Raw genomic sequence first — 25,458 nt, 5'->3', positions numbered from 1 at the left:
ATCCCCGTATTCCGGGGCTCAAAATGCGTTGACGCTAGATCGTTTTCGTCGTTACTTCGCCATACCTGAAAAACTAAATCGTGAATCGGCACAGACCGGCACGATCGGGGAGAGGACTGACATGGCCAAGTTCGAATTGCTCGCCGCCTCGGCGATGATACTCCTGTCGATTGCGCCGGCAATGGCCCAGACGGCCACCACATCGGCTGAAAACGCCGGCCCCACCAATGGCCCCGGGCAGGAAGCGCCGTCGACGCCCAGCACATCGACGCAGACCGCCGCCGCCGATACCGCCGCCAGCGCCTATGCGTCGCAGGATATCGTGGTTACCGCGCAACGCCAATCGCAACGTTTGCAGGATGTTCCGATTGCAGTGAGCGCTTTTACCGCGGATACGATCTCGAAGCAGCAGATCGTCAACCCGAGTGCGCTCCAGCAGACGCTGCCCAACGTCACCTTCACCAAGACCAATTTCACCACGTCGAGCTTCACGATCCGCGGGATCGGCGATCTGTGCGTCGGCGCGACCTGCGACCAGGCGACCGCGATCCACGTCAACGACATGCCGCTGGTCACCACGCGACTGTTCGAAAGCGAGTTCTTCGATCTAGAGCGGATCGAGGTCCTGCGCGGCCCGCAGGGTACGCTGTTCGGCCGTAACGCGACCTCGGGCGTGGTCAACTTCATCACCGCCAAGCCCGACCTGTCGGGCATCCACGCGGCCGCCGAGGCCGAATACGGCAACTATGACTCGAAGCGTGCGCGGGCGATGATCAACCTGCCCTTCACCGATACGCTCGGCATCCGCGTCGCGGGCACGTATCTCAACCGCGACGGCTATACCAAGAACACCTATGACAATTCGAAGATCGACGGGCGCGACCTGTATTCGATCCGCGGCACGTTGTCGTGGGAGCCGACCAGCGATACCCGCGTCGACCTGATCGGCTATTATTTCCGCGAGAAGGACAATCGCAGCCGTATCCAGAAGCAGCTATGCCACCGCGATCCGACCGGCATCCTGGGCTGCCTTCCCGACCGGCTCGCCAACGAGACGCCGAACGGCAACTCGACGCTGGCCGCGACGCTCGCCTCGACGCAGTATTTCGGGATCGCCGGCACGCAGCTTGGGCACCCGGAGATTGCCGCGATCGGCCTGCAGAACCTGTATGCGACCGACACCTATGCCGGGGTCGTCAATCCCGGCGACGTCCGCACCGTCCGGATCGACTCCAACCCGACCTATTTCGCCGAGGAAGAGCAGTACACCGCCAAGATCTTCCATGATTTCGGTCCGGTCTCGTTCAACTTTACCGGCGGGTTCTCGCGCAATACGGTCGACAGCACGACCGACTTCAACCTTGCGGTCGAGAATCCCCTCGCGGCCAATGTCGGCCTGAACACGCTGAACGCGATCGGCCGCCCCGGCGTGGTGATCCCGCTTCCCGGCGGTGCGCTGGTCAATACCGGCTATCTCAATGGCGTCCGTTCCGTGCTGATCCCCAATGGCCCCGCCGGCGGCGCGTGCCAGTCGGGTGCCGATCCGAACAATGTCGGCGTGTTCGGCGGCAACGGCATCGGCTGTTACGCGCAGAGCCTCGACGTCGATCGCTCGCGCCAGGTGAACCGGCAATATTCGGCCGAGGCGCATATCGACAGTTCGTTCGACGGCATGTTCAACTTCCTGCTCGGCGGCATCTATGTCGACTCGCGCAGCCAGAACACCGACTATTTCGTCAACGCGTTCGGGCTGGATTACGCATCGGGCGTGCTCGGCGCAGCCAGCTCGGCGGCGATCCCGGGCGTCAACGGCAACGCGTTCCTCGCCACCCCGTTCTACCGCAACGACGGCGACGATTTCCGCCTGAAATCCTACGGCATCTTCGGCGAGACCTATTTCGAGTTCAACGACAAGCTGAAGCTGACGCTGGGCCTGCGCTACAACCACGACGAGAAGGACGTGAAGGCGCGCAACATCACGCTGAACGTGCTGACCCCGATCGGCGCGTCGAACATGACGCAGGGGCTGAACTACACCACTACCGACTTCGACTCCACGCGCGCCGGGGTGCAGGAATATGCGCTCGACAAGGTCAGCTTCTCGCGGCTCACCGGCCGCGCGGTGATCGACTACAAGATCTCGCCGGACAATCTGATCTACGCGTCCTATTCGCGCGGCTACAAGTCTGGCGGCATCAATCCGCCCTTGCCCGCGACCTTCTCGGTGCCGACGACGTTCACGCCCGAGAAGATCGACTCTTTCGAGATCGGCTCGAAGAATACCTTCGGTAACGGCGCGTTGCGGCTCAACGTCACGGGGTTCTACTACAAGTACAAGCAGTTGCAGCTGAGCCGGATCGTCGCGCGGACCGCGGTCAACGACAATGTCGACGCCAATGTCTACGGCGTCGAGGCGGAGGCGATCCTCAGCCCGATCCCGGCGTTCGTCGTCAATATGAACGCGAGCTACCTTCACAGCGAGGTGTCGGCGGACAAGTTCCTGGTCAATCCGCGCGATCCGTCGGGCGGCCGCTCCGACGCGGTGATCATCAAGGACCTGCAGAGCGCCGCCAACTGTGCGGTCGTGCCGACCACCGCGGGCAATATCGTCGGGGTGAACACCTATGTCGGCGCGGTGAACTCAGGTCTCGGCCTGCGCGCACCCGTGGCGATCCCGACGACCAACACCACCGGCGCGTACAGCCTGTGTTCGGTGCTGGCTTCCACTGCGGCCAATCCTCCAGCGACGCTGCGCGCGCTGTTCGGCGTGCCGACCGGTGCCCTGCCGTACAGCGTCATCGACGGCGTCGGCGTCAACATCCGCGGCGGCAAGCTGCCCCAGGCACCGACCTACAAATTCTCGGCCGGCGCGCAGTACACGATCGGGTTCGGCAACGGAATGTCGATCGTGCCGCGCGTGGACCTCAACTACACCGGCGGCTTTACCGCATCGATCTTCAACCAGCTGGTCGACCGCGTGCAGGGCTATGAGGTGATCAATGCGCAGGTGCAGCTGAATGGCGCGGAAGACCGCTGGTTCCTGCGCGGCTTCGTGCAGAATTTGACGAACAATGACTCGATCACAGGTCAGGCGGTCGGCGACCAGTCGTCGGGGCTGTTCACGAATATCTTCACGATCGACCCGCGGCGGTATGGGATTGCGGCTGGGTTCAAGTTCTGAGGGACGGCGCAAACGATCCTCCCCCGCCAGGGGGAGGTGGCGCCGAAGGTGACGGAGGGGGCGGACACGGAGCAGAGTTCGGCGCGTGCCTCCCCCTCCATCTGGCAAGAGCCAGCCACCTCCCCCTTGCGGGGGAGGATTTCAAACCCTCCCCCGCCTCGCAATGGCGGGGACACTAACCGGTCTCCCGGCGGCGTGACAGAACCGGAGCAAGGTGCCTGCCGTACGGCACAGACTTAAGCTTTCGAAGGGCTAGCCACCGATTTGCTCCCCTGCCTGGAAGGGAGGGGTTGGGGGTGGGTCGGCCCGGAATGGCCGCGGTGGTTGCCAAGCAGCCGACCCACCCCCGGCCCCTCCCTTTCAGGGAGGGGGAAGATAGCAGATGCCCCTCCTCACCGGAGAGGAGAGACGATTATTTCAGGCGCTCGGCGTGCCACGCCACATGATCCGCCATGAAGGTCGAAATGAAGTTGTAGCTGTGGTCATACCCAGGCTGCATCCGTAGCGTCAGGTCGATCCCCGCCGCCTTGCACGTGTCTGCCAGCAACTCCGGCTTCAGCTGCTCGACCAGGAAACCGTCTGCATCGCCCTGATCGACCAGGATGTCCTTCACCCGCGCGCCATCCTCGATCAGCGCGCACGCGTCGTACGCCCGCCACGTCGTTCGATCCGGTCCGAGATATCCGCCGAGCGCCTTCTCGCCCCAGGCGCACTGCAACGGCGCGACGATCGGGGCGAACGCAGACACGCTCCGGAAGCGATCTGGATTGCGCAGCGCGATCGTCAGCGCGCCATGGCCGCCCATCGAGTGGCCGAAGATCCCCTGCCGCGCCATGTCCGCCATGGGAAACTCCGCCGCGATCAGCGCTGGCAGTTCGTCCTCGACATAGGACCGCATGCGAAAACTCTTCGCCCAAGGCTGTTCGGTCGCATCGACGTAGAAGCCTGCGCCCTTGCCGAAGTCGTACGCCTCGTCATCCGGCACGTCGTCGCCACGGGGCGAGGTATCCGGTGCGACCAGGATCACGCCAAGTTCTGAACACGCGCGGCGATACTCGCCCTTGTCCATGACGTTGGCGTGCGTGCAGGTCAGGCCCGACAGGAACCACAGCACCGGCAACCGCGCGCCCTCGTCATGCGGCGGCACGTAGACCGCGAAGGTCATGTCGGTGCCGGTCGCGGTCGAGGCGTGGCGGTACACGCCCTGCGTGCCACCGTACGCCTTGCTGGTGGAGACGGTCTCCATCACGCGACCCGGTGCGTAGCGCAGAGCTTGTTGCCCGACGGATCGCGCAGATAGGCGAGATACAGCGTGCGGCCGGCGGTACCCTGACGGATACCGGGAGGGCTCTCGCACGCGGTCCCGCCATTCGCGATCCCCGCGGCATGCCACGCATCCGCAGCCTCGGGCGACGCGGCGACGAAGCCCATCGTGCTGCCGTTGCCGTGGCTCGCCGGCTGCCCGTCGATCGGCTTGGTCAGCAGGAAACGGCCGCCAGCGTGTGCGTAGACCACCCGCCCCCATTCATCGACGACGCCCTCGGGAACGCCGAGCGCGCCCAACGCCGCGTCGTAGAACGCCTTCGAGGCCGCGATATCGTCGGCGCCGAGCATGATGTGACTGAACATGGTCCCGCCCCTCAGTAGATCACGACGGAGCGGATGCTCTCGCCGGCGTGCATAAGGTCGAAGCCCTTGTTGATCTCGTCGAGCGTCAGGCGGTGCGTGATCATCGGGTCGATCTCGATCATGCCGTTCATGTACCAGTCGACGATCTTCGGCGTATCGGTCCGGCCGCGCGCGCCGCCGAACGCGGTGCCGCGCCAGTTGCGCCCGGTGACGAGCTGGAACGGCCGCGTCGAGATCTCCTTGCCCGCCTCGGCTACGCCGACCACGATCGAGGTCCCCCAACCGCGATGGCACGCCTCGAGCGCCTGCCGCATCACCGTTGTGTTGCCGGTCGCGTCGAACGTATAGTCCGCGCCGCCATCGGTCAGCGCGACGATGTGCTGGACGATGTCGCCGACATCCTTCGGGTTGGCGAAGTGGGTCATGCCGAAGCGCCGGCCCCACTCCTCGCGGTCCGGGTTGATGTCGACGCCGACGATCATCCCCGCGCCGGCAAGTCGCGCGCCCTGGATAACGTTGAGCCCGATCCCGCCGAGCCCGAACACGACGACCGTGTCGCCCGGCTGGACCTTGGCCGTGTGAACGACCGCGCCGACGCCCGTCGTCACGCCGCAGCCGACGTAGCACGAGGTATCGAACGGCGCGTCCTCGCGGATCTTCGCGACCGCGATCTCCGGCAGGACCGTGAAGTTCGAGAAGGTCGAGCAGCCCATGTAGTGGAAGATCGGCTGGCCCTTGTAGCTGAACCGCGTCGTCCCGTCCGGCATCAACCCCTTGCCCTGCGTGGCGCGGATCGCGGTGCACAGGTTCGTCTTCTGGCTGAGGCACGACTTACACTGGCGACACTCGGGGGTGTAGAGCGGGATGACGTGATCGCCGACCGCGACGCTGGTCACGCCCGCGCCGATCTCGCGGACGATGCCGGCGCCTTCATGGCCCAGTACGCTCGGAAACAACCCTTCCGAATCAAGCCCGTCGAGCGTGTAGGCGTCGGTATGGCAGATGCCCGTCGCCATGATTTCGACGAGGACCTCGCCGAATTTCGGCCCTTCGAGGTCGAGTTCGACGATCTCGAGTGGTTTTTTTGCCTCGAAGGCTACAGCGGCGCGGGTCTTCATGAGTGGGTCTCCTTGATTGCCGCCCTGATGCCCCCCGTGCCCTGCGTCTGCAACCCATACGCGATGCAACCAATGCCGCGTTGCCGCGCTTGATCCTTTCAAATCAAGGAGATGGCGCGATGAAGGATCCGAAGAAGGGCGACGAGGTCACCTGGAAATCGCACGGCGGCGAAGCGCACGGCACGGTCGAGAAGAAGCAGACCAGCGATACGAAGATCAAGGGGCACACCGTCAAGGCGTCCAAGGAGGAGCCGCAGTTCATCGTAAGGAGTGACAAGGGCGGCAAGGCAGCGCACAAGGCGGACGCGCTCACCAAGGCGTGACCACGCGCGCAGTGCCCAACGCACGCGCGCAACAGGAAGGAATGCTTATGGCTACAGCTCCCAAGACCGGCGGCATCCACGCCCCCGTCCAGCCCTCTCCCGAGCTCGGCGAGATCGTCGGCAACGACAAGCTGCCGCGCAGCGAAGTGATCAGCAAGGTGTGGGTCTACATCAAGGCCCACAACCTCCAGAACCCCGAGAACAAGCGGGAGATTCTGGCTGACGAGAAGCTGAAGAAGGTCTTTGGGCGTGACAAGTGCACGATGTTCGAGATGAACAAGTACATCTCGCAGCACGTCAAGGCCTAACCGCCCGCACTGCACGACAAGCGGCGACGGGGCATCGTAAGCGATACCCGTCGCCCCTTGATCGAACCCCGCCTAGGGTTCGCAACATCGAGATTGTCGTCGTGGCTCGCACGTTACCGCGCACGACCGGACGCTAGCCCCGCGCTTGATCGTCCCACCCGACCGGCGTATTGCGCCCGCCAATGCCCCCGTAGCTCAGCCGGATAGAGCGACGGTTTCCTAAACCGTAGGCCGCGTGTTCAAATCTCGCCGGGGGCACCAGCTTTTCCGCCACATGCCGCTGCCGTTTTGGGTGGCATCCGGACGCCGGACGGCCGGCACTTCTATCCGCAGCAGCGTTTGGATTTCTTTCCCGAACCGCATGGGCATGGATCGTTTCGGCCGATCTTCGTCGGCGTGGCGACCGCCAGTGTGGCTGATGATGCACCCGCGTTCTGGGAATGCGCTGCACGGAGTTTCAAGACGGCGGCAACGATCTGCGCGGGGGCGTGCGCGTCGAGGGCGTTGACCTCGACGCTGTCGAGCTCGGTCTCGTTGGTGACAACTGCGATCAGGGACATGATCTGCGCCACCGCTTCGGCGGTATCGGTATCGGTGCCGTTGCCCAACGCCGTCCAGCTTTCTGGCCTGAGTGCCACCGCTTCGGCGAAACCATCGATCCAGGCTTCCCAGAGGACATCGCCATTGCGGTCGTCGGTGTCGAAGATCGGCTGAGGCTTGCCGCGGGTCAGGTCGCGAACGATCTCGGCGTAGCGTGCCATCACCGCATCGACGAACCACTGGACGTCGGCAGGATCGTCGAACGGCGGGTCGACGCTGTCGTCCGAGCCCCAGATGCTTTGGAGCCACTCGCTCTGCGGGATCGTGTCGGGGCCGACTGCCAAAGCCGTCAGGAAGCCGTCGAGTTCGGTGAGCAGCATCGGCTCCTCGAGTGGAAGATCGGCGAGCGCGCCGTCGAGGCGACGGAAACGGGAGGGAAGGTTTTTCATGGGTTCGGGTCGGCTGCCTTGGAGAATGCAGTGCGTGATAGCTGCCGATGATGGGTGCTGCCAGCGACGAGTGGTGCAAAGCCCTGCGCCAACCGGAATGGACGGGGCGCGTGACACTTGCCTCGTGCGGGCGATCCTTCCATTGCATTCGAGTCGCCCACCGGACCGGGAAATTTGTACGTGATAAGAACGCTTTGCCGTTTCGCCGTTCTGGCCTCGATCGCGACGATGGCTCCGGCGCAAACAGCCCCCTCCCCCATAGCGATCCAATCTCCGGCCAACGTTTACGGGCCACTGTTTCGGGCCGTGCAGCAAGGCCATGTGTTCGCGGACGGGAAGACATTCGTCGACGCGGTGCCGAAGCGGTCGGCGGAGGCGATCATGGCCGACTATGTGCGGACCAAACCCGCCGGCCCCGCCCTAAAGGCGTTCGTGCTCGCCAATTTCGTGGTGCCGGGGGAGAATGATCGCGGCTCGGGCGATCTGAGGACGCATGTCCGGTCGCTGTGGCCGCAACTCGTGCGCCAGCCGGTCGCACCGGTCGCTGGCAGTTCCGCGCTGCCGCTCCCTGCCCCCTATGTCGTGCCGGGCGGGCGCTTCCGCGAGATCTATTACTGGGACAGCTATTTCACGATGCTCGGGCTGAAGGTCGATGGCCAGCAGCCGCTGGTGGAGTCGATGCTCGAGGATTTCACCAGCCTGATCGAGCGGTATGGGCATATCCCGAACGGGACGCGGACCTATTATCTCAGCCGGTCGCAGCCGCCTTATTATGCGCTGATGCTCGATCTTTCGACCAACACCGATTTCGCGATCGCCAAGCGGCGGCTGGCGGCGTTGCGGGCCGAGCACGCGTTCTGGATGAAGGGCACGGGCTGCATCGACGGCAAGCCCGCGTGCCTGCGCGTGGTGCGGATGCCCGACGGGAGCATGCTGAACCGCTATTACGACGACCGCGATACGCCGCGTGACGAATCCTATGCCGAGGACGTCGCGACCGCGGCGAAGGCAGCACCCCGCCCCGCGGCCGACACGCAGCGCAATCTGCGTGCGGGGGCGGAGAGCGGGTGGGATTTTAGTTCACGCTGGCTGCGTGATCCGCGGTCGCTCGCGACGGTCCACACCACCGACATCGTGCCGGTCGATCTCAACAGTCTCTTATGGGCGATAGAGCGTCGCATCGCGGAAGGCTGTCGTGTGGCCGACGACGCACCCTGCGCGGCTGCGTTCACGACGTTGGCGGCCAAGCGTAAGACGGCAATCGACCGCTATCTCTGGCAGGCGACGACCGCCCGTTATGCCGATTGGGATCTGTCGACGCGCAAGCCCACCGCGAGCATCAATGCGGCGATGCTGCACCCGCTGTTCGTCGGTCTCGCCTCGCAAGCGCAGGCAAAGGCCATTGCCGCGACGGTGCGTAGATCACTGGTGGCCGAGGGCGGCTTGCGGACGACGACGCTAAACACGGGGCAGCAATGGGACGAACCCAATGGCTGGGCGCCTTTGCAATGGGTGGCGATCGCCGGGCTGGCGCGGAATGGCGAACCGGCGCTCGCGAAGGACATCGCCAAGCGCTGGGTCGGGACGGTCGGCGCAGCCTATGCCGAAACGGGCAAGATGCTAGAGAAATACAATATCGAGCAGCGTACGCCGGGTGGTGGCGGCGAATATCCGGTGCAGGACGGCTTCGGCTGGACCAACGGCGTCACCAGCGCGATCCTCGATCGGTATCCCGACCTGGCGCAGAAGGCGAAGTAGGGCGCGAACCCAAGCGAACGTTCCGGCGGCAATGGTTGCTTACGGCACCCGGCGCCACATATGGACGTGCAATGCTCGACCCAGCGCCCGCCAGCCAGACCGACGTCGCCGATATGCTCACACCGGATTTCGTCGTCATCGACGTCGAGACGGCATGCTCGCGAGTCAGCAGCATCTGCCAGGTCGGCATCGTCGGATTCCGCGACGGCCGCGAGATCTTCGAATACGAGACGCTGGTCGATCCGCGCGACGAGTTCAATGTGTTCAATACCCGGATCCACGGGATCACCGAGGATCACGTCATGGGCAAACCGTGCTTTGGCGACATCCACGGCATCGTCGACGGTCATTTGTCGGGCCGGACGACGGTGGCGCATTCCTATTTCGACAAGGGCGCGCTCGCCGCGGCGTGCCGCATCCATGACCGTCCCCCGATCGAGACGGTCTGGCTCGACAGCGTCCGCGTTGCGCAGCGTGCCTGGCCCGATCTGGCGAGCCACCGGCTGGGCGGCCTCGCGCAATATCTCGGGATCGCGCACAAGCATCACGACGCGCTGAGTGACGCGCGCGCCGCCGGCTGGGTGATCGTCAAGGCGATAGACCATACCGGCATCGCGCTCGACGAATGGCTGAAACCGCCGCGCAAGCCGGGGCCCGCCCCGCGCCCCGCTCCCACCGGACCGCTCAGCGGCGAACGTATCGCGATTCTCGGTGAACCTCGCGATGGCCGGCTTGCGTGCGCGATTGCCGCGCTTGGCGGACGGATCGTGTCGGCGGTTGGCAACACGACGACGATGCTGGTCATCACCGGGCGCGCGCCGTTCAGTTATTCGGTGCGCAACAGCGGCGCGTATCGCCGGGCGGAGCAGTATCGACGGCTTGGCGGAACGATCCGTGTGGTCTCTGAGGTCGAGCTCGATCTGCCGGCTATCGCGACCAGCTTTACGGAAGCCGAGCAGGCGCGTGCAGTCGGCAATGTGAAGGAATAGCGACCGTCCGTCTTGGCAAACGCCAGGTGGGGTGCGACCATCGTCCCAAAGCGATAGCGGAGGGCGATATGCGGTTGGCGACTTGGGGGATGGCGGTCGGCTTGCTGGCCGCACCGGCGACGGCGCAACGCGTGCAGGTCGCGAGCGGCGCGCTTGAAGGCACGCACGTTTCGACCGCCGCGACGCCGGTCGATGCGTATCTCGGCATCCCCTATGCGACGGCACCGATCGGCCCGCTGCGGTGGCAGCCACCGCGGCCGGCTGCGCAATGGACCGGTGTGCGCAAGGCAGACCGCTTCGGTGCGCGCTGCATGCAGCAACCGCTGTTCGCGGACATGAAGTTCCGCTCGCCGGGTATCAGCGAGGACTGCCTGACGCTCAACGTCTGGACGCCGGCGGGCGCGAAACCGGGCGCGCGGCTGCCCGTGCTGTTCTACATCCACGGTGGCGGCGCGATCGCGGGTGACGGGTCGGAACTGCGCTATGACGGCGCGGCGATGGCGCAGAAGGGCATCGTCGTCGTGACGATCAACTACCGGCTCGGCGCGTTCGGGTTCCTCGCGACCAGCGCGCTGGCGGCGGAATCGCCGACACATTCCGCGGGGAATTACGGCCTGCTCGATCAGGCTGCGGCGCTGGCCTGGGTCCGGCGCAACGCCGCCGCGTTCGGGGGCGACCCGGCCCGGATCACGATCGGCGGGGAGAGCGCGGGTTCTATGTCGGTAAGCGTGCTGATGACCTCGCCACTCACCCGGACGCAGTTCGCCGGGGCGATCGGTGAGAGCGGCGGCGTGCTGCCGCCGACCTTCCGCCCCAAGCCTCTCGCAGTGGCGACGAAGGATGGCGATGCGTTCGCGGTGGCGGCGGGGGCGCCATCGCTCGACGCACTTCGGGCGATGCCGGCCGAGGCTTTGCTTGCTGCGCAGGGGACGCAGCGGTTCCGCGCAGACTTCATCGTCGACGGGCAGTTTCTGACGGAGCCGCCGATCGACACCTACGCGGCGGGGCGCGCGGCGCGCGTGCCGTTGCTGGTCGGAGCGAACTCGCAGGAGGGAAGTTGGACCAGCATCCTCGCCGGGCAACCGCCGACGGTGGCGAATTATCGCGCGGGCGTCGCAAAGCTCTTTACCGATCCAGAAGCGCTGCTCGCCTTGTACCCGGCGAAGTCGGATGCCGACGTGCCCGTTGCGGCGACCGCGCTGGCAAGCGATGCGTTTCTTGGCGCCTCGACGTGGCAGTGGTTCGACCTGCATCGCCGAACGCGGCAGCCGACCTATTATTATCATTTCGCGCATCCCCGCCCGGCTGCGCTGCCGCCGCTGACCAATCCCGACGTGCCGCCGATCGGGGCGCTGCACAGCGCGGAGATCGAATACGCGCTGGGCAACCTCGACACGAACCCGGCCTATGCGTGGACGGCGGACGATCGCCGCATCTCGACGGTGTTCCAGGGGTATTTCGCCGCGTTCATCAAGACCGGCAACCCGAACGCGGCCGGGCTGCCGAACTGGTCGCCTGCACCGCCCGCGGGGGGCGTCATTCCGCGCCAGATCGTCGACGTACAGACGCGTTCGGAACCGTTCGTCGAGCAGGCACGGTATGTCGCGGCGACACCGTTGCTCGAACGGCGGGTGCCCTGAAGCTATATCTGGCCAACGAAGACCACACCGGGCACCGAGAGCGTCTGTCCGGTTGCAATTAGTCGGCCATCGGGTTCGATCCGGAATATCTCCAGTGTGCCGGACCGCTCGTTGCCGACGAGGACACGGCGCTGTGCTTCGAGGACCAGAAGGAAGCGCGGCCACTTGCCGCCGCTGGGGATATGCTGGAGCAGGCTCGGCACGCCTGACGCGTCGAGCGCGAAGACGGCGACGCTGTCATGGCCACGGTTCGAGACGTAGAGCCGCCGCCCGGCCTGGTCGATCGCGATATGCGCGGCCTGCGACGCGCCCTCGTACCCGCTCGGCAGCGTCGAGACCGTGTGGCGGGTCGCGAAACTGCCGTCTGCGCGGGCGCCCAGCATGATGACCGCGTTGGACAGCTCGCATACGACGTAGGCGAGTGGACGGCGTGGATGGTGGACGAGATGGCGCGGCCCCGCGCCCGGCGGCGCTCGCCATGCCGCGATCGGTTCGGCCAGTGCGCGCGCATGCGGGTCGAAGCGATAGGCGAAGATCGTGTCCGTCCCCAGGTCGACCGAATGCAGCCATCGGCGATCCGGGCTGAAGCCGACCCAGTGCGCATGCGATGCCTCTTGCCGGGCCTTGTTCGGGCCTTGTCCGGTGTGGCGGAACACGACCGGTTCACCTGGAACGCCAGTGCGCGGGTCGAGGTGGTGGAACGCCACGCTGCCGCTCGAATAATTGGCGACCGCGAGGCAGGCACTGGCGCGGTCGATCGCGACGTAACACGGGTCGGCGCCCGACGTGGCGGCCGTGCCGCGGTGCGACCAGTCGGGGGCGTAGGCAGCGATCTCGCCCGCGGCCTTCTCACGGACGAAGTAATACGCACCAGCAGGGCCGCCGCCGACGCCGAACGACGCGTCGTCGATCCCCGATACCGGCGTGCCGACCTGCCATGCGTCGCGATCCGGGTCGAACGAGATCGGATACACGCCCTTGCCGCCTTCGCGCGCGTAGGTGCCGGCGATCAACCGTACCCGCCGCTTGCCGCCGCCGGCCGCGACCGCGGGGAAGGCGAGCGTGGCCGCCATCGCGGTCAGGGCCGACCGTCGTGTCGTGGTCCAGTCGATCATGCCCGTTCCTTCGCAGCTATCGGCGCGTGTCATGCGTCAGCGGTGCCACCTAGGCAACGAACGTCGCTCAGGTTTCGACCGCGTACAGCGCGTGGTGCGTCAGGATGAACAGCGTCCGCCCATTCGTGCCGCCGAAGATCAGTTGCAGCGGGCGTTCGGGCACGTCGATCCGTCCGGTCTCGCGACCGTCGGCGTCGTGGACGAACACCTGTCCGTTCGCCAGGTAGACGCGGCCGTCCGGCCCGACTGCGACGCTTTCGCCGCCGCGGTTGGCGAACGGCTTCAGATCCGTGACGCTGCCGCCGGCGCCGACCAGCCCGCTATACGTCTTGGTTTCGGAGCCATTGCTGACGAACACGCGTTCGCCGAGCTTGGCCTTCACGAAGCCGTAGGTGTCGAGTGCGTCCGAGAAGCGCCAGCCGAGGTGGTTGGGTGGCCCCTGCTGGACGGTGCGATACGCGGGCAGGACCAGCGAGCCGTCTGGCGAGACGTATTCGCGGGGTTTGGGCAGGGCCATGTCGCGCGCGAACATCTCGCCGAGCGCCGTGAACTGGTAGGTCGTCGGATCGATCTGATCCTTGAACTCGCCATTGACCCATAAGTTGCCGGGTAGTGCTACGCGCACATCGCGGTGCGTGGCGACCGGCGTCGATGGGATCACGACGATGCTGTCCGGATCACCAGGCTTGATGCTGTAGACCGTCCCCGCCGCGCCATCGGACGACAGCACCATGAGGTTACCCGAGCGATCGACCGCGAGATTGACCGGATCGACGGGCGCATCGGCGGCGACCGTCAGCCCCTCGCTCGCCGTCCAGCCATAGATGCGGTGCGTATTATGCTCGACAAAGTAGAGCTTGCCCTTCGCATCCACCGCCGCGCCGGCGATCGAGTAGAACCCGTCTTCCAGCTTGCGAACGGCAGGACCAGTGGTCGTCGCAACCGGCGTGGCGCCGCGCTTTACGTCCAGCACCGCGAACTCGCGTTCGCGTACCTCCGCTCCGGAGGTCATATCCTGGACCGCATTCTCGTACGGGAACTTGCTTGCGCGCAGGTCGGTGCCGCAGCCCTCCGCATCGCAGAATGCCAACCCGCTCTCGCCGTTCACATGCACGTTGCGGAAGCGGATATCGTCGGAATTGTAGATCCGTACCGCCGATGGCGCCGGCTGGAGCGACCGCGTCACGCGATAGGCGTGATAGTTCGCGAACAGGATGTTGCTCGAATTGCGAACCTCGAGCGACAGCGCGTTGCGGCTCTCGCCCGCCTCTTCCTCGGTTTGCGGCGCGAGGAACTCCCAGTTCTTGACGCCGTCGAGCACGATTTCGGCGCGCGCGTGATGCTCGGCGGACATCTCGTACACATGGCCCGGCGTGCTGGTGTTCGAGACGTGGAGGCCGGCGGCGGCAAAGGTGTTGGGGGTCCACAGATTGTTGAACGTGCCGCCGCCGCCATCGGTGACCGAGAGGCTCGCATATTGCCCGTCCCAGCGCTTGCGCGGATCGGCGTCGCCGGTGTGGTCGGCATTGTACGGATCGATCCGGCTGCCATCGGCGCGGCTGGTACCATGACCGCCGTGGAAGCGGACGTCGTCGACCAGCGAGTCCGCGCCCGCCTTCCACAGCAACGCGGTCGCGCGCGAATTGATGCCGCCGGTGGTCAGGCCGATGCCGGAGACGATCGCCGCGCCACCCTTTGCGCTTTCGATCAACCCCTTGGCGGCACCGATGCCGCGGAAGGCCGGCGTGTCGTCGGCGAGCACGATCTGCGTCATGTCCGGATGCAGGCCGATCAGCACCGTTTCGGGTCGCAGCTTCAGCGTATCGGAAACGCGGTAAAAGCCGGTCGGGAAATAGACCACGCGGTGCGTGTCGATCGCGTGCTGGATCGCCGCGGTGTCGTCGGTCGCGTCGTCGCCCTTTGCGCCCGCGCTCCGGACGTCGAACCACTGCGCGACGGGCGGCAGCGAGCGGATCGCGGGCGGTATCCGCTTCGGCATTGCCGGGATCGTCGCGGCATCGACGCGCGTCTCGTACTTGCCGGTCGCGCCGAGACCCGGCAGCGTCAGGCCGTAGGTGAACGCCTTGACCCGGTATTTTGCGCCCTGCCCGGCCACGGTTTTTCCGCTGTCACGGAACCGCGCGAAGATCGGCACGGCGCTGGCAACGGCGTCCTGGAAGCCGATCTGCGTGTAGACATTGTCCTCGTTGCTGATGACGACGGCGGCGTCCGAGACGTTCTCGAACCGCACGTCGCGGCCCCATAGCCAGTCGCCATAGCCACGGTCGATCTCGATCCCGACGGGGACGTTGCGGATGCTGGTGTTGACGAGTGTCAGCCCCGCCTCGTGCTCGCGGATCGCGGCCTCGCGCTGGCCCTCGAACGACGAATCCAGCAGCGTGTACTGCCATGCGGGCGAGGTCTTCTCGCTGAGGATGCCGTAGCGTCCGCCGAAGAAGCGCAGGTCCTGCCCGACATTGCCGACCTGATAGATACCGGCGAGCCCGGAGCCGATGTGGAAGTCGACATGGCTCAGGTACGCGTGCTGCGCCAAGTGGAACCGCACCGCGGTCGCCGCGGGATTGCCGTCGCCGATCTCGAAATTGACATTGCTGAGCGCGGAATAGAACGTCCCCGAATTGGCGTCGGCGATGGTGGCGTCGAACGGTACGCTGGTCGGCGGTGGCACCGGTACCTTTAGCGGTGCGGCGCGGGTGTCGGCGCGTGAACCGGTGAAGAACAGCATGTTCGCCACGCCGGTTTGGAACCCCGGGGTTGCCGCGCCGAGCATGATGACAGGGCGCGTCTTGCCGGTTCCGAACACGCGCACGCCGGGCCAGACGAAGATCGTTCGAGAGATGCGGTAGCGGCCGGCGGGCAGGAAGACGATGCCCTCGCCGCCTTTCGCGCTCGCCGCGCTGTCGATCGCGGCCTGGATCGCGGCGGTATCGTCGGTCCGGCCGTCACCACGGCCCCGAACCGTCACCGCGCGTGGATCTGCCGGTGCGGTGAGAAATGCCGATTGAGACGGAGAGGCCGAACGGGGGGCTGCAAACGCTGGAACGGTCGTCCCCAGAAGCGCGATCGCTAGTGTCAGTTTCACAGGCTCACCCGAGATTGTTGTGGGACGCGCCGGACGATGTCCGCCAGTCTGCACCGCAGGTAGTGGCGCATGCGACCACAGGCGATCACGACCAAGGTCGTAGTAGCCGATCCCGCGCGCACGGACGATAGACGGTGACGAACCGACCGCGCGCAGCTTATGGAGAGCCAGTGCCTCCTTCCTCCGAAACGATCCCCAATCCGGCCGACGCGCTACCCTATGCCATCATCGTCATGGGCGTCAGCGGCAGCGGCAAGTCCACGCTGGGTGCCGAACTTGCGCGCCGTCTGCGCTGCGAATTCCTCGAAGGCGATGCCTTCCATAGTTCCGACAGCGTCGCGAAGATGCGGTCGGGTCAGCCGCTCGACGATCAGGATCGCTGGCCTTGGCTCGACCGGATCGCAGCCGGATTGCAATATGCGGCCCGGACGGATGGTACTGCGGTCGCGGCGTGTTCGGCGTTGAAGCGCGCCTATCGCGATCGACTGGCGGACGCCGTCGCCATGCCGTTGCTGTTCGTGTTCCTCGATACGAAGGACAGCGGCGAGCTCGCCCGGCGGCTGGTCCACCGTGCGGACCATTACATGCCGGCCAGCCTGCTCGCGAGTCAGCTCGATACCCTGGAAGAACTGGGTCCCGACGAGCGCGCCGTCACGCTCGATGCGGAGGACGCGCCCGATCGGCTCTGCGCCGAAGCGCTCGCGTGGATCGAACGCGAGATATCCGGCGCGACCAAGATACCCGAAGAGGCACGACGAAGGTCGTAATAGCCAAACCGACCGGCAAGGCCGACACTCGGCGGCAGTACTCGCGCAGGAGTGCGGTCGAGGATCGTTGATGTCGCTACGCGTTGCTTTCGCCCTCATGCTGGTTGCAGCGCCCGCCGCTGCACAGCAGGCCCCCGTCGTGGCGCTCTGGCCGAACGGCGCGCCCGGATCGGAAGCGCGGCGGACCGAAGCCGAGACGGTGAAGGACAGCTATGTCAGCAACGTCCACAACCCGACGCTGACGATCCACCGCCCCGCCCCGAGCCATGCCAACGGTGCGGCGGTGATCGTGGCGCCCGGTGGCGGTCACCGGATGCTGGTGTGGATCAACGAGGGCGAAGTGCCCGCGAAGGCGCTCAACCGCTACGGCGTCACGACGTTCGTCCTAAAATACCGCCTCGCGCGCGATCCCGGCTCATCGTACGATATCGAGCGCGACGCGGCAGCCGATCTGCGGCGTGCGGTCCGATGGGTCCGCGCGCATGCGAGCGACTACGCGATCGATCCTGCCCGGATCGGCGTGATGGGCTTTTCCGCAGGCGGCGAACTCGTGTCGCTCGTCGCCGACAACCCCGCGCCCGCACAGACACCGACGGACTCGATCGACCGGGTGAGTGCGCGGCCGGACTTCCAGGTGCTCGTCTATCCGGGGCCGCTTGGCACGCCGGCCAAGGCCGTCGCAAACGCGCCGCCCGCGTTCCTTGTCGCGGGGTCGCTCGACCAGTGCTGCGCGACATCGGCGATGGCGCTGTATTCGCAGCTTCGCTCGGCGGGCGTTTCGGCGGAGTTGCACCTTTACGCGGACACCGATCACGCGTTCAATCTCGGCACGCGGTCGGAGCGCATCTCGATCCAGCACTGGCCCGATCGACTGGCGGATTGGCTCGCCGATGGCGGCTGGCTCATTCCACGCGGATTGGCAAAGATGCTTCCAGTTTCTCGAAAGGAACCCTGATGGAATTCGGCAGGCGTGATCTCCTGGTCGCCGCGGCAACACTGGCCGCCACATCGAGCGGCATGGCGCGTGCGGCGCCCGACCGGAAGCTCGGCTATGCTATCGTCGGACTCGGCTATTACGGGTTGCAGACGATCATGCCGCAGTTCGTCAATTGCGAGCATTCGCGCGTGACTGCGCTGGTCAGCGGCGACCGGGCCAAGGCGCTCGCGACTGCGGCCAAATACGGCGTGCCCGAGCGGTCGATCTATACCTACGCCGACTTCGATCGCATCCGCGACAATCCCGACGTCGACATCGTCTATGTCTGCCTGCCCAATTCGATGCATGCCGAATACACCATCCGCGCGGCGAAGGCCGGCAAGCACGTCATGTGCGAGAAGCCGATGGCGGTCTCGGTCGCCGAATGCGAGGCGATGATCCGGGCGTGCAAGACCGCCGGCAAGAAGCTGATGATCGGCTATCGCTGCCACTTCGAACCGTTCAACCTGGAGGCGATGCGGCTCGCCAAGTCCGGTGCGGCGGGCAAGATCCGCTACGTCCGTTCGGAGCATGGTTTCGTCCAGGGCGATCCGAACAAATGGCGGTTGAAGCGCGCCTTGTCCGGTGGCGGGTCGCTGATGGACATGGGCATCTACAGCCTGCAGGCCGCGCGCTACATGACCGGCGAAGAGCCGATCGCGGTCACCGCGCGCGAATCCACCGACCGCCGCGATCCGCGCTTCCGCGAGGTCGAGGACATGATCGAATGGACGCTCGAATTCCCGTCGGGCGCGATCGCCGGATGCCAGTCGATGTACAGCGCCAACCAGAACCATATCCTGCTGATGGGCGACAAGGGCCGCATCGAGCTGGAACCGGCGACGCGCTACGACGGCAACAAGATGTGGACCGGCCGCGACGGACGCGAGACCGCGATTACCAGTCCCCCGCCCGGCCCTGGCAAGACGCAGTTCGCGGGGCAGCTCGATCATCTGGCCGAATGCATCCTCGACGGGCGCGAACCGATCGTCTCGGGCGAAGAGGGTTTGCGCGACATGCGGATCGTCGAGGCGATCTATCGATCGGTGCGCGAAGGCCGGACGGTGAAGCTGTGATGCGGCCGTTGCTTGCGGTCGTGCTGGCTATTGGCGCGACCTCCTCCCTGCCCGCACAGACTGCAGGCGATCCGACGAGCTTCGCTGCATCTGCCGACGTTCGCGCGCGGATCGTTGCGTTGGAGAAGGCGATGAAGCCGGGCCAGGGGTTCGCCATGGCGCCGCTGGTGCAGGCGGACGGGACGAGCGCCGCGCTCGAATATTGGAAGGCGCCGGGCAAGCCCGCGGTGCATCCCGACGAGGCCGAATATGCGACCGTGATGGCGGGATCGGGGACGCTCGTCTCGGGTGGTACGCTGGTCGCGCCGAAGCTGCGCTTTCCGGGGCTGGTCGAAGGTGATCGGATCGAGGGTGGCACGACGCGGAAGCTTGCGGTCGGTGACGTGTTCCTGATCCCGGCGGGGACGCCGCACTGGTTCGGCATCGATGGCAAGCTGGTCATGCTCGGAACGAAGATTCGGACGTCAGGTCAGCGGAAGCCCAGCCAGTAGAGCAAGCCGATATTGACCGCGAGCAATGGCAGCGCGGTCGGTATCTGCGCGCGGATGACCGCGTTCTTGTCCTTGAGATCGAGCAAGGCGGCGGGGACGAGATTGAAGTTCGCCGCCATCGGCGTCATCAGCGTGCCGCAGAACCCGCTGAGCATGCCGATCGCCGCGACCACCGCGGGGTCGCCACCGTAATGGCGCACGAGCAGTGGGATGCCGATCGCTGCGGCCATCACCGGGAACGCCGCGAACGCGTTGCCCATGACCATCGTGAACAGCGCCATGCCGAGCGTGTAGGCGAGCACTGCACCGATCAGGCTGCCCTCGGGGATCGCGTGGCCGGCCAGACCGCCGACGACGTCGCCGACGCCGGCGAGTGCGAACACTGCGCCGAGACTCGCGAGCATCTGCGGGAGCACGGCGGCCCAGCCGATCGCGTCCATCAACCTGACGCCTTCCGCGAGTGGTGTGGCGATGCGGGGGCGGAACCACAGGTGCATCGCGACCAGTGCGATCAGGACGCCGCAGGTCAGCGCGACGAGCGTCGCTTGCTTGGGGTCGACGAGGCTCGGGACTGTGCGGAACAGGACCGTTCCACCGAGTGCTGCGGCCGGGATGATCAGTGCGGGGAGGAATATCCGGTTGCCGTGCCGGGTGGCTTCGGCACGCCGTTCGTCGAGCGTAGTCGTAGCACGCCCGCCCCTCCCCATCGCGCCCGAGCCGGCGATCGCGACCAGGGCCAGGACGAGAACGCCGTTGCCGACGTCGCCGAGCTTCCCACCCAGCAGGAAGCTGATCGCCAGCACTGCGTAGAACGCGGCATTGCCGAAGCGCTTCGGGTTGGTGCGATCGGTTGCGCTCAGGACTGCGAACGCTGCGAACATTAGGCCGGCAACGCCGTAGATGAAGCCGGTGCCGATCATCGCGCGCGCGCCAGTCGACGGTCGAGCAGCCACAGGCGGAAGCCGTGGATCAGGAATGCGGCGATCGCGGTCGGGATCGCCCACATAGAGAGGTGGAGCGGCTGGATGACGATGCCGTATCCTTCGAGGACGCCCTTCATCAGCAGGATCGAACCGATCGCGATGAAGATGTCCTCGCCAAAGAAGAGCCCGATATTGTCGGTTGCCGCGGCCATCGCGGGGATGCGGTCGCCGCCGGGCGTGACGCCCTGCGCTTCGGCGGCGGCTTCGGCCATCGGTGCGACCAGCGGGCGGACGCTTTGTGCGGGGCCGGCGATCGAGGTCAGGCCTAGCGCTGCGGTGAGCTGGCGGAACAGGAGGTAGCCGGTGAGAAAACGCCCCACGGTCGCGCCCTTGAGCTTGCCGATCGCGAGCCGGGCGCGTTCCTGCAATCCGTGTCGTTCGAGCATCCCGATCACTGGGAGGACGATGTAGATCACGGTGACGTAGCGGTTCTCGTTGAATGCCTTCCCGAACGCGGCGAGGATCGCGAGCGGCGCGATGCCGGCGGCAAGACCGGTGACGAGCGCGGAGACGGCGACGACGAGCAGCGGGTTGAACCGGAGCAGGAAGCCCGCGACGATCACCGCGATGCCGCACAGGACCAGCATCGTCGCTCAGCGCGCCTGCTTGGCGAGGTCGGCATCGAACGCAACCTTGGCCTTCGCGACGATCTTCGGGAGCAACGTCGGATCGACGAACGCGGTCCTGTCGCCTGCTTGGCGACGTTTGCCCTTGGGTTTGACGTCGGCGAGTTCGGGGTGCGACGGGAGGACGATGTCGGCGTGCAGCGTGCCGAGCATGGCGATGCTGCGGCGGTAGTCGGCGACGATGCCGGGATAGGCATGGTTGCCGATCAGGTGGTTGCCCGCGACGCTGACGCTGCACGGGAACACGACGTCGAGCGGGCGCGGCTTGGCCGGGATCTGCATCGTCCAGGTCGTGCAGCCGAGCGTGTGCCCTGGCGTGGCGCGTGCGGTCAGCGTGGTGGTGCCGAGCGTGACCGTGTCCCCATCGCGGACGCCACGATCGACGTGGACGGGCGGGAAGCGGATGACGCCGTAGTTGGTCTCGCCGGGCGGTACGCCGGTTTCGAGCGCGCGGACATCGCGAGCGCCGGCGACCACGCGAGCGCCGGTTGCGCGCTTAAGCGCAGCGACACCCGCAGCATGATCGAAGTGCGCGTGCGTGACCAGGATCAGCTTTACGTCGCGCGGGCGTACTCCAGCGGCGGCAACGTTGCGTTCGATCATGCCCGCATTCTCGGCGAGCGTGCCGTCGATCAGGATCGCGCCGGCCCTGGTCTTGATGAGGTAGGCGGCGATACCTTCGCTGCCGACATAGGTGATCGGGCCGGCGATCGGGAACGGGGCTTGGGCGCGCGTCCAGGCAGGCGGGTCCGCCGCACCGAGTAGCAGCGGTGCGCTGGTGGCGATCGCCAGTGCGCCGATCACCGACCGTGCGCGAGAGCTTAGCGATCCTCCCCCGCAAGGGGGAGGTGACAGGCGTAGCCTGACGGAGGGGGCGGTCAGCGGTAACCTCTGCATCTTATCCTCCCCCTCCGTCTGGCAAGTGCCAGCCACCTCCCCCTTGCGGGGGAGGATTACATGCTTCGACTTATTCCCACTCGATCGTGCCGGGTGGCTTCGAGGTGTAGTCGTAGGTCACGCGATTGATGCCCTTGACCTCGTTGATGATGCGGGTCGCGACGCGCGGCAGGAAGTCGCCGGGGAACTGGAACGCCTGTGCGGTCATGCCGTCGGTGGAAGTTACCGCGCGCAACGCCAGCACGTTGTCGTAGGTGCGGCCGTCGCCCATCACGCCGACGCTGCGGACCGGGAGCAGTACCGCGAACGCCTGCCAGATCGTGTCGTAGAGCCCCGTCGCGCGGATCTCCTCGAGATAGATCGCATCCGCTTTCCGCAGAATGTCGCAGCGTTCCTTGGTGACTTCGCCGGGGATGCGGATCGCGAGGCCGGGTCCGGGGAACGGGTGACGGCCGACGAAGATCTCGGGCAGCCCGAGTTCGCGCCCCAGCACGCGGACCTCGTCCTTGAACAGCTCGCGCAACGGCTCGACGAGCTTCATGTTCATGCGCTCGGGCAGGCCGCCGACATTGTGGTGGCTCTTGATAGTCACCGACGGCCCGCCGGTGAAGCTGACGCTCTCGATCACGTCCGGGTACAGCGTACCCTGCGCGAGGAACTGCGCGCCGCCGAGCTTCTTCGCCTCGGTATCGAACACGTCGATGAAGGTCTTGCCGATGAACTTGCGCTTCAGCTCGGGATCGGTGATCCCGGCGAGGCCGCTGAGGAACAGCTCCTCGACGTTCACGTGGATCAGCGGGATGTTGTAGGCACCGCGGAACAGGCTGACGACCTGCTCGCTCTCGCCCGCGCGCATCAGGCCGTGATCGACATAGACGCAGGTGAGCTGCTCGCCGATCGCCTCGTGGATCAGCACCGCCGCGACCGCCGAGTCGACGCCGCCTGACAGGCCGCAGATGACGCGGCCCTTGCCCACCTGTGCGCGGATCTCGGCGATCTTGGTCTCGCGGAATTCGGCCATCGTCCAGTCGCCGCTCAGCCCGCAGACATGGCGCGCGAAGTTGGCGATCAGCTTGCCGCCATCGGGGGTGTGGACGACCTCGGGGTGGAACTGCACGCCGTAGAAGCGTCGCGCCTCGTCCGCGACGATCGCGTAGGGCGCGCCGGTCGAGGTGGCGACGGGGGTGAAGCCGGGCGGGATCGCGTCGACCTTGTCGCCGTGGCTCATCCATACCTGGTGGCGCTCGCCCTCCGCCCAGAGGCCGTCGAACAGCGCGCAGTTGGACTTGACCTCGATGAAGGCGCTGCCGAACTCGCCGCCGTCGCCCGAGACGATCACGTTGCCGCCGAGCTGTGCGGACATGACCTGCTGGCCGTAGCAGATGCCGAGGATCGGGATGCCGGCCTCGAAGAAGCGCTGCGGGACGCGCGGGGAGTTCTCGGTGGTGACCGATGCGGGGCCGCCGGAGAGGATGATGCCCTTGGGCTGCATCCGATCGAACGCGGCCTCGGCGGACTGGAAGGGTGCGATCTCGCTGTAGACGCCAGCCTCGCGCACGCGGCGGGCGATCAGCTGGGTTACCTGGCTGCCGAAATCGACGATGAGAATGCTGTCTGGGTGCTCCATGTCGGGCGCATAGCCGGATGAGCCCCGTAACGAAAGAGGCCGCGCTCCCCGGATGGGAAACGCGGCCTGCAATTCGAATACTACTAGGCGGGGATTATGCCGCTTCGTTGTAATCCTCGTCCGACATCACCGGACCCGAATCCTGGCCCTTTGCCGAGACGTCGCGGTCGACGAACTCGATGACGGCCATCGGCGAGGCGTCCGACATGCGGATACCGGCCTTGATGACGCGGGTGTAGCCGCCGTTGCGATCCGCATAACGGGTCGCGAGCGTGTCGAACAACTTGATCAGCTGCGCATCGTCGAGCAGCTTGCCGTGCGCGAGACGACGGTTGGACAGGCCACCCTTCTTCGCGAGCGTGATCAGCTTCTCGACGTAAGGACGCAGTTCCTTCGCCTTGGCGATGGTGGTGGTGATCTGCTCGTGCTTGATGAGCGCGGCGCTCATGTTGCGGAAGAGAGCAAGACGGTGGGCCGAGGTCCGCTGAAGCTTACGGCCGCCTACGCGATGGCGCATGTTTAATACCTTTTCGTTCGTTCAGGGGCCGTGTGAGGTACCCGGGAGCAGGCAGTGTTGCGGCCACCGCCAATCGCCGTAGTCCAAAGGTCACACTAAGGTTACGCCAACGACGCTCCCTCAGCCTTTCCCTCAATTGTCTCCCCGCGAAGGCGGGGATCCAGTCTGGGCACCCGCCTTCGCGGGTGAACAAGAGGTCGGGACCGATCTTACTCGGCCCCGAACCACTTACCCCATTATTTCCTGCTCAAGCTTCTTGGCCATCTCTTCGATGTTCTCAGGTGGCCAGCCGGGGATTTCCATACCCAGGCGAAGACCCATCGACGACAGCACTTCCTTGATCTCGTTCAAGGACTTGCGGCCGAAGTTAGGCGTACGCAGCATCTCGGCTTCGGTCTTGCCGACCAGATCGCCGATGTAGATGATGTTGTCGTTCTTGAGGCAGTTGGCCGAACGCACCGACAGTTCCAGCTCGTCGACCTTCTTGAGAAGGTAACGGTTGATCTGCTGGGTGTCGCCTGCTGGCTCCGCACCACCGGCAGCGGGTGCTGCCTGGCCGATCGGGGCCGACGAACGCGTCACCGACGAATCGTCGAAGTGGACGAACAGCGCGAGCTGGTCCTGGAGGATGCGACCGGCATAGCCGACTGCGTCTTCCGGGGTAATCGTGCCGTCGGTTTCGATCGTCAGCGTCAGCTTGTCGTAATCCAGGTCCTGACCGACGCGGGTCGGGTCGACCTTGTACGACACCTGACGTACCGGCGAATACAGTGCATCGACCGGGATCAGACCGATCGGCGCGTCGGCCGGACGGTTTGCGGTCGCGGGCACATAACCCTTACCGATGTCGGCGGTCAGCTCCATGTTGAGCGTCGCACCCTCATCGAGGTGGCAGATCACGAGATCCTTGTTCATGATCTCGATGTCGCCCGAGACAGCGATGTCGCCGGCCTTGACTTCACCCGGACCCGTTGCCGAGAGCTGGAGGCGCTTCGGCCCCTCGCCCTGCATGCGGATCGCGATCTGCTTCACGTTGAGGACGATGTCGGTCACGTCCTCGCGGACGCCGGCCAGAGACGAGAACTCATGTAGCACGTTCTCGATCTTGATCGAGGTGACGGCCGCGCCCTGCAGCGACGAGAGCAACACGCGACGCAGCGCGTTGCCGAGCGTCAGGCCGAAGCCACGCTCGAGCGGCTCGGCGATGAAGGTCGCCTTGCGCTTGGTGTCGCCACCGGCCTTTTTCTCCAGGCCGCTGGGCTTCTTGAGTTCCTGCCAGTTCTTTGCGTTGACAGACACATGCTTCCCCTAATTTGGGGGCCGACGGAAAGGACTTCCGCCGGCC

22 protein-coding genes and 1 tRNA gene are annotated in these 25,458 nt (G+C 65.8%); 11 read left to right on the top strand and 12 right to left on the bottom strand.

Annotated elements, in window-relative coordinates:
* The first annotated feature begins 121 nt into the window (after positions 1–121).
* The gene (locus AC59GX_RS14980) at positions 122–3,181 is read left to right on the top strand and encodes a TonB-dependent receptor (protein WP_426284318.1); all 3,060 of its coding nucleotides are present in this window, start codon (positions 122–124) and stop codon (positions 3,179–3,181) included.
* Positions 3,182–3,593: 412 nt separating this feature from the next.
* Here the strand turns inward: AC59GX_RS14980 and fghA are convergent, their stop codons facing one another.
* From fghA to AC59GX_RS14965, 3 genes are read right to left on the bottom strand one after another with little or no spacing between them, the layout of a single operon-like run.
* A complete protein-coding gene (gene fghA / locus AC59GX_RS14975) occupies positions 3,594–4,427 on the bottom strand; it encodes an S-formylglutathione hydrolase (protein WP_426284320.1) in 834 nt (277 codons plus the stop codon).
* Positions 4,427–4,810 (bottom strand): VOC family protein, encoded by a 384-nt coding sequence (locus AC59GX_RS14970; protein WP_426284321.1) that lies wholly within the window; start codon positions 4,808–4,810, stop codon positions 4,427–4,429. Before AC59GX_RS14970 ends, fghA begins: the two co-directional genes overlap by 1 nt.
* 11 nt (positions 4,811–4,821) lie before the next feature.
* Complete coding sequence (locus tag AC59GX_RS14965; RefSeq protein WP_497302023.1) at positions 4,822–5,928, bottom strand: S-(hydroxymethyl)glutathione dehydrogenase/class III alcohol dehydrogenase; 1,107 nt, start codon at positions 5,926–5,928, stop codon at positions 4,822–4,824.
* A 119-nt stretch (positions 5,929–6,047) separates the two neighbouring features.
* On the opposite strand from AC59GX_RS14965, the gene AC59GX_RS14960 reads away from it, so the two are divergent.
* The 3 genes from AC59GX_RS14960 (at position 6,048) to AC59GX_RS14950 (ending at position 6,820) form a co-directional block, all read left to right on the top strand.
* Complete coding sequence (locus AC59GX_RS14960) at positions 6,048–6,251, top strand: hypervirulence associated TUDOR domain-containing protein (RefSeq protein ID WP_056048079.1); 204 nt, start codon at positions 6,048–6,050, stop codon at positions 6,249–6,251.
* Positions 6,252–6,298: 47 nt separating this feature from the next.
* Positions 6,299–6,559, top strand: coding sequence for an SWIB/MDM2 domain-containing protein (locus tag AC59GX_RS14955; RefSeq protein ID WP_031394799.1), 261 nt, complete (start codon positions 6,299–6,301; stop codon positions 6,557–6,559).
* 184 nt (positions 6,560–6,743) lie between these two features.
* Positions 6,744–6,820 (top strand) — tRNA-Arg (locus AC59GX_RS14950).
* A gap of 62 nt (positions 6,821–6,882) precedes the next feature.
* Here AC59GX_RS14950 and AC59GX_RS14945 read toward each other — a convergent pair.
* The gene (locus AC59GX_RS14945) at positions 6,883–7,548 is read right to left on the bottom strand and encodes a UPF0149 family protein (protein WP_426284322.1); all 666 of its coding nucleotides are present in this window, start codon (positions 7,546–7,548) and stop codon (positions 6,883–6,885) included.
* Positions 7,549–7,776: 228 nt separating this feature from the next.
* Between AC59GX_RS14945 and treF the strand changes: the two genes are divergently transcribed.
* The 3 genes from treF (at position 7,777) to AC59GX_RS14930 (ending at position 11,935) form a co-directional block, all read left to right on the top strand.
* Complete coding sequence (gene treF, locus AC59GX_RS14940; protein ID WP_426284349.1) at positions 7,777–9,306, top strand: alpha,alpha-trehalase TreF; 1,530 nt, start codon at positions 7,777–7,779, stop codon at positions 9,304–9,306.
* Positions 9,307–9,377: 71 nt separating this feature from the next.
* Positions 9,378–10,295 carry an exonuclease domain-containing protein gene (locus AC59GX_RS14935; RefSeq protein WP_426284323.1) on the top strand — a complete coding sequence of 306 codons (918 nt, stop codon included), beginning with the start codon at positions 9,378–9,380 and terminating at the stop codon, positions 10,293–10,295.
* A gap of 68 nt (positions 10,296–10,363) precedes the next feature.
* Positions 10,364–11,935, top strand: coding sequence for a carboxylesterase/lipase family protein (locus AC59GX_RS14930; protein ID WP_497302022.1), 1,572 nt, complete (start codon positions 10,364–10,366; stop codon positions 11,933–11,935).
* A 2-nt stretch (positions 11,936–11,937) separates the two neighbouring features.
* On the opposite strand, the gene AC59GX_RS14925 is transcribed toward AC59GX_RS14930, so the two are convergent.
* Complete coding sequence (locus AC59GX_RS14925; RefSeq protein ID WP_426284325.1) at positions 11,938–13,050, bottom strand: lactonase family protein; 1,113 nt, start codon at positions 13,048–13,050, stop codon at positions 11,938–11,940.
* A gap of 67 nt (positions 13,051–13,117) precedes the next feature.
* Positions 13,118–16,153: a glycosyl hydrolase family 28-related protein gene (locus AC59GX_RS14920; RefSeq protein WP_426284326.1), complete on the bottom strand. Its 3,036-nt coding sequence runs from the start codon at positions 16,151–16,153 to the stop codon at positions 13,118–13,120.
* A 170-nt stretch (positions 16,154–16,323) separates the two neighbouring features.
* On the opposite strand from AC59GX_RS14920, the gene AC59GX_RS14915 reads away from it, so the two are divergent.
* From AC59GX_RS14915 to AC59GX_RS14900, 4 genes are all read left to right on the top strand, one after another.
* The gene (locus tag AC59GX_RS14915) at positions 16,324–16,920 is read left to right on the top strand and encodes a gluconokinase (RefSeq protein WP_426284328.1); all 597 of its coding nucleotides are present in this window, start codon (positions 16,324–16,326) and stop codon (positions 16,918–16,920) included.
* A 70-nt stretch (positions 16,921–16,990) separates the two neighbouring features.
* Positions 16,991–17,875 carry an alpha/beta hydrolase gene (locus tag AC59GX_RS14910; RefSeq protein WP_426284329.1) on the top strand — a complete coding sequence of 295 codons (885 nt, stop codon included), beginning with the start codon at positions 16,991–16,993 and terminating at the stop codon, positions 17,873–17,875.
* A complete protein-coding gene (locus tag AC59GX_RS14905) occupies positions 17,875–18,972 on the top strand; it encodes a Gfo/Idh/MocA family protein (RefSeq protein ID WP_426284330.1) in 1,098 nt (365 codons plus the stop codon). Before AC59GX_RS14910 ends, AC59GX_RS14905 begins: the two co-directional genes overlap by 1 nt.
* Positions 18,972–19,463: a cupin domain-containing protein gene (locus AC59GX_RS14900; protein WP_426284331.1), complete on the top strand. Its 492-nt coding sequence runs from the start codon at positions 18,972–18,974 to the stop codon at positions 19,461–19,463. Before AC59GX_RS14905 ends, AC59GX_RS14900 begins: the two co-directional genes overlap by 1 nt.
* Here the strand turns inward: AC59GX_RS14900 and AC59GX_RS14895 are convergent.
* The 6 genes from AC59GX_RS14895 to AC59GX_RS14870 form a co-directional block, all read right to left on the bottom strand.
* On the bottom strand, positions 19,442–20,383 hold the full coding sequence (locus tag AC59GX_RS14895) for a DUF979 domain-containing protein (protein WP_426284350.1): 942 nt from the start codon (positions 20,381–20,383) through the stop codon (positions 19,442–19,444). The genes AC59GX_RS14900 and AC59GX_RS14895 overlap by 22 nt on opposite strands.
* A complete protein-coding gene (locus AC59GX_RS14890; protein ID WP_497302021.1) occupies positions 20,380–21,033 on the bottom strand; it encodes a DUF969 domain-containing protein in 654 nt (217 codons plus the stop codon). The genes AC59GX_RS14895 and AC59GX_RS14890 overlap by 4 nt, the downstream gene beginning before the upstream one ends.
* 6 nt (positions 21,034–21,039) lie before the next feature.
* A complete protein-coding gene (gene bla, locus AC59GX_RS14885) occupies positions 21,040–21,876 on the bottom strand; it encodes a subclass B3 metallo-beta-lactamase (protein WP_426284333.1) in 837 nt (278 codons plus the stop codon).
* A 163-nt stretch (positions 21,877–22,039) separates the two neighbouring features.
* Positions 22,040–23,596 carry a glutamine-hydrolyzing GMP synthase gene (guaA, locus tag AC59GX_RS14880; protein WP_497302020.1) on the bottom strand — a complete coding sequence of 519 codons (1,557 nt, stop codon included), beginning with the start codon at positions 23,594–23,596 and terminating at the stop codon, positions 22,040–22,042.
* A 94-nt stretch (positions 23,597–23,690) separates the two neighbouring features.
* A complete protein-coding gene (gene rplQ / locus AC59GX_RS14875; RefSeq protein WP_426284335.1) occupies positions 23,691–24,113 on the bottom strand; it encodes a 50S ribosomal protein L17 in 423 nt (140 codons plus the stop codon).
* A 228-nt stretch (positions 24,114–24,341) separates the two neighbouring features.
* A complete protein-coding gene (locus AC59GX_RS14870; protein WP_031395236.1) occupies positions 24,342–25,412 on the bottom strand; it encodes a DNA-directed RNA polymerase subunit alpha in 1,071 nt (356 codons plus the stop codon).
* Positions 25,413–25,458: the final 46 nt, after the last annotated feature.

The organism is Sphingomonas sp. 320_CC (assembly GCF_059691795.1).
Note: the sequence above shows the minus strand (reverse complement) of the source record. Positions and strands in the feature narration are given on the sequence as shown.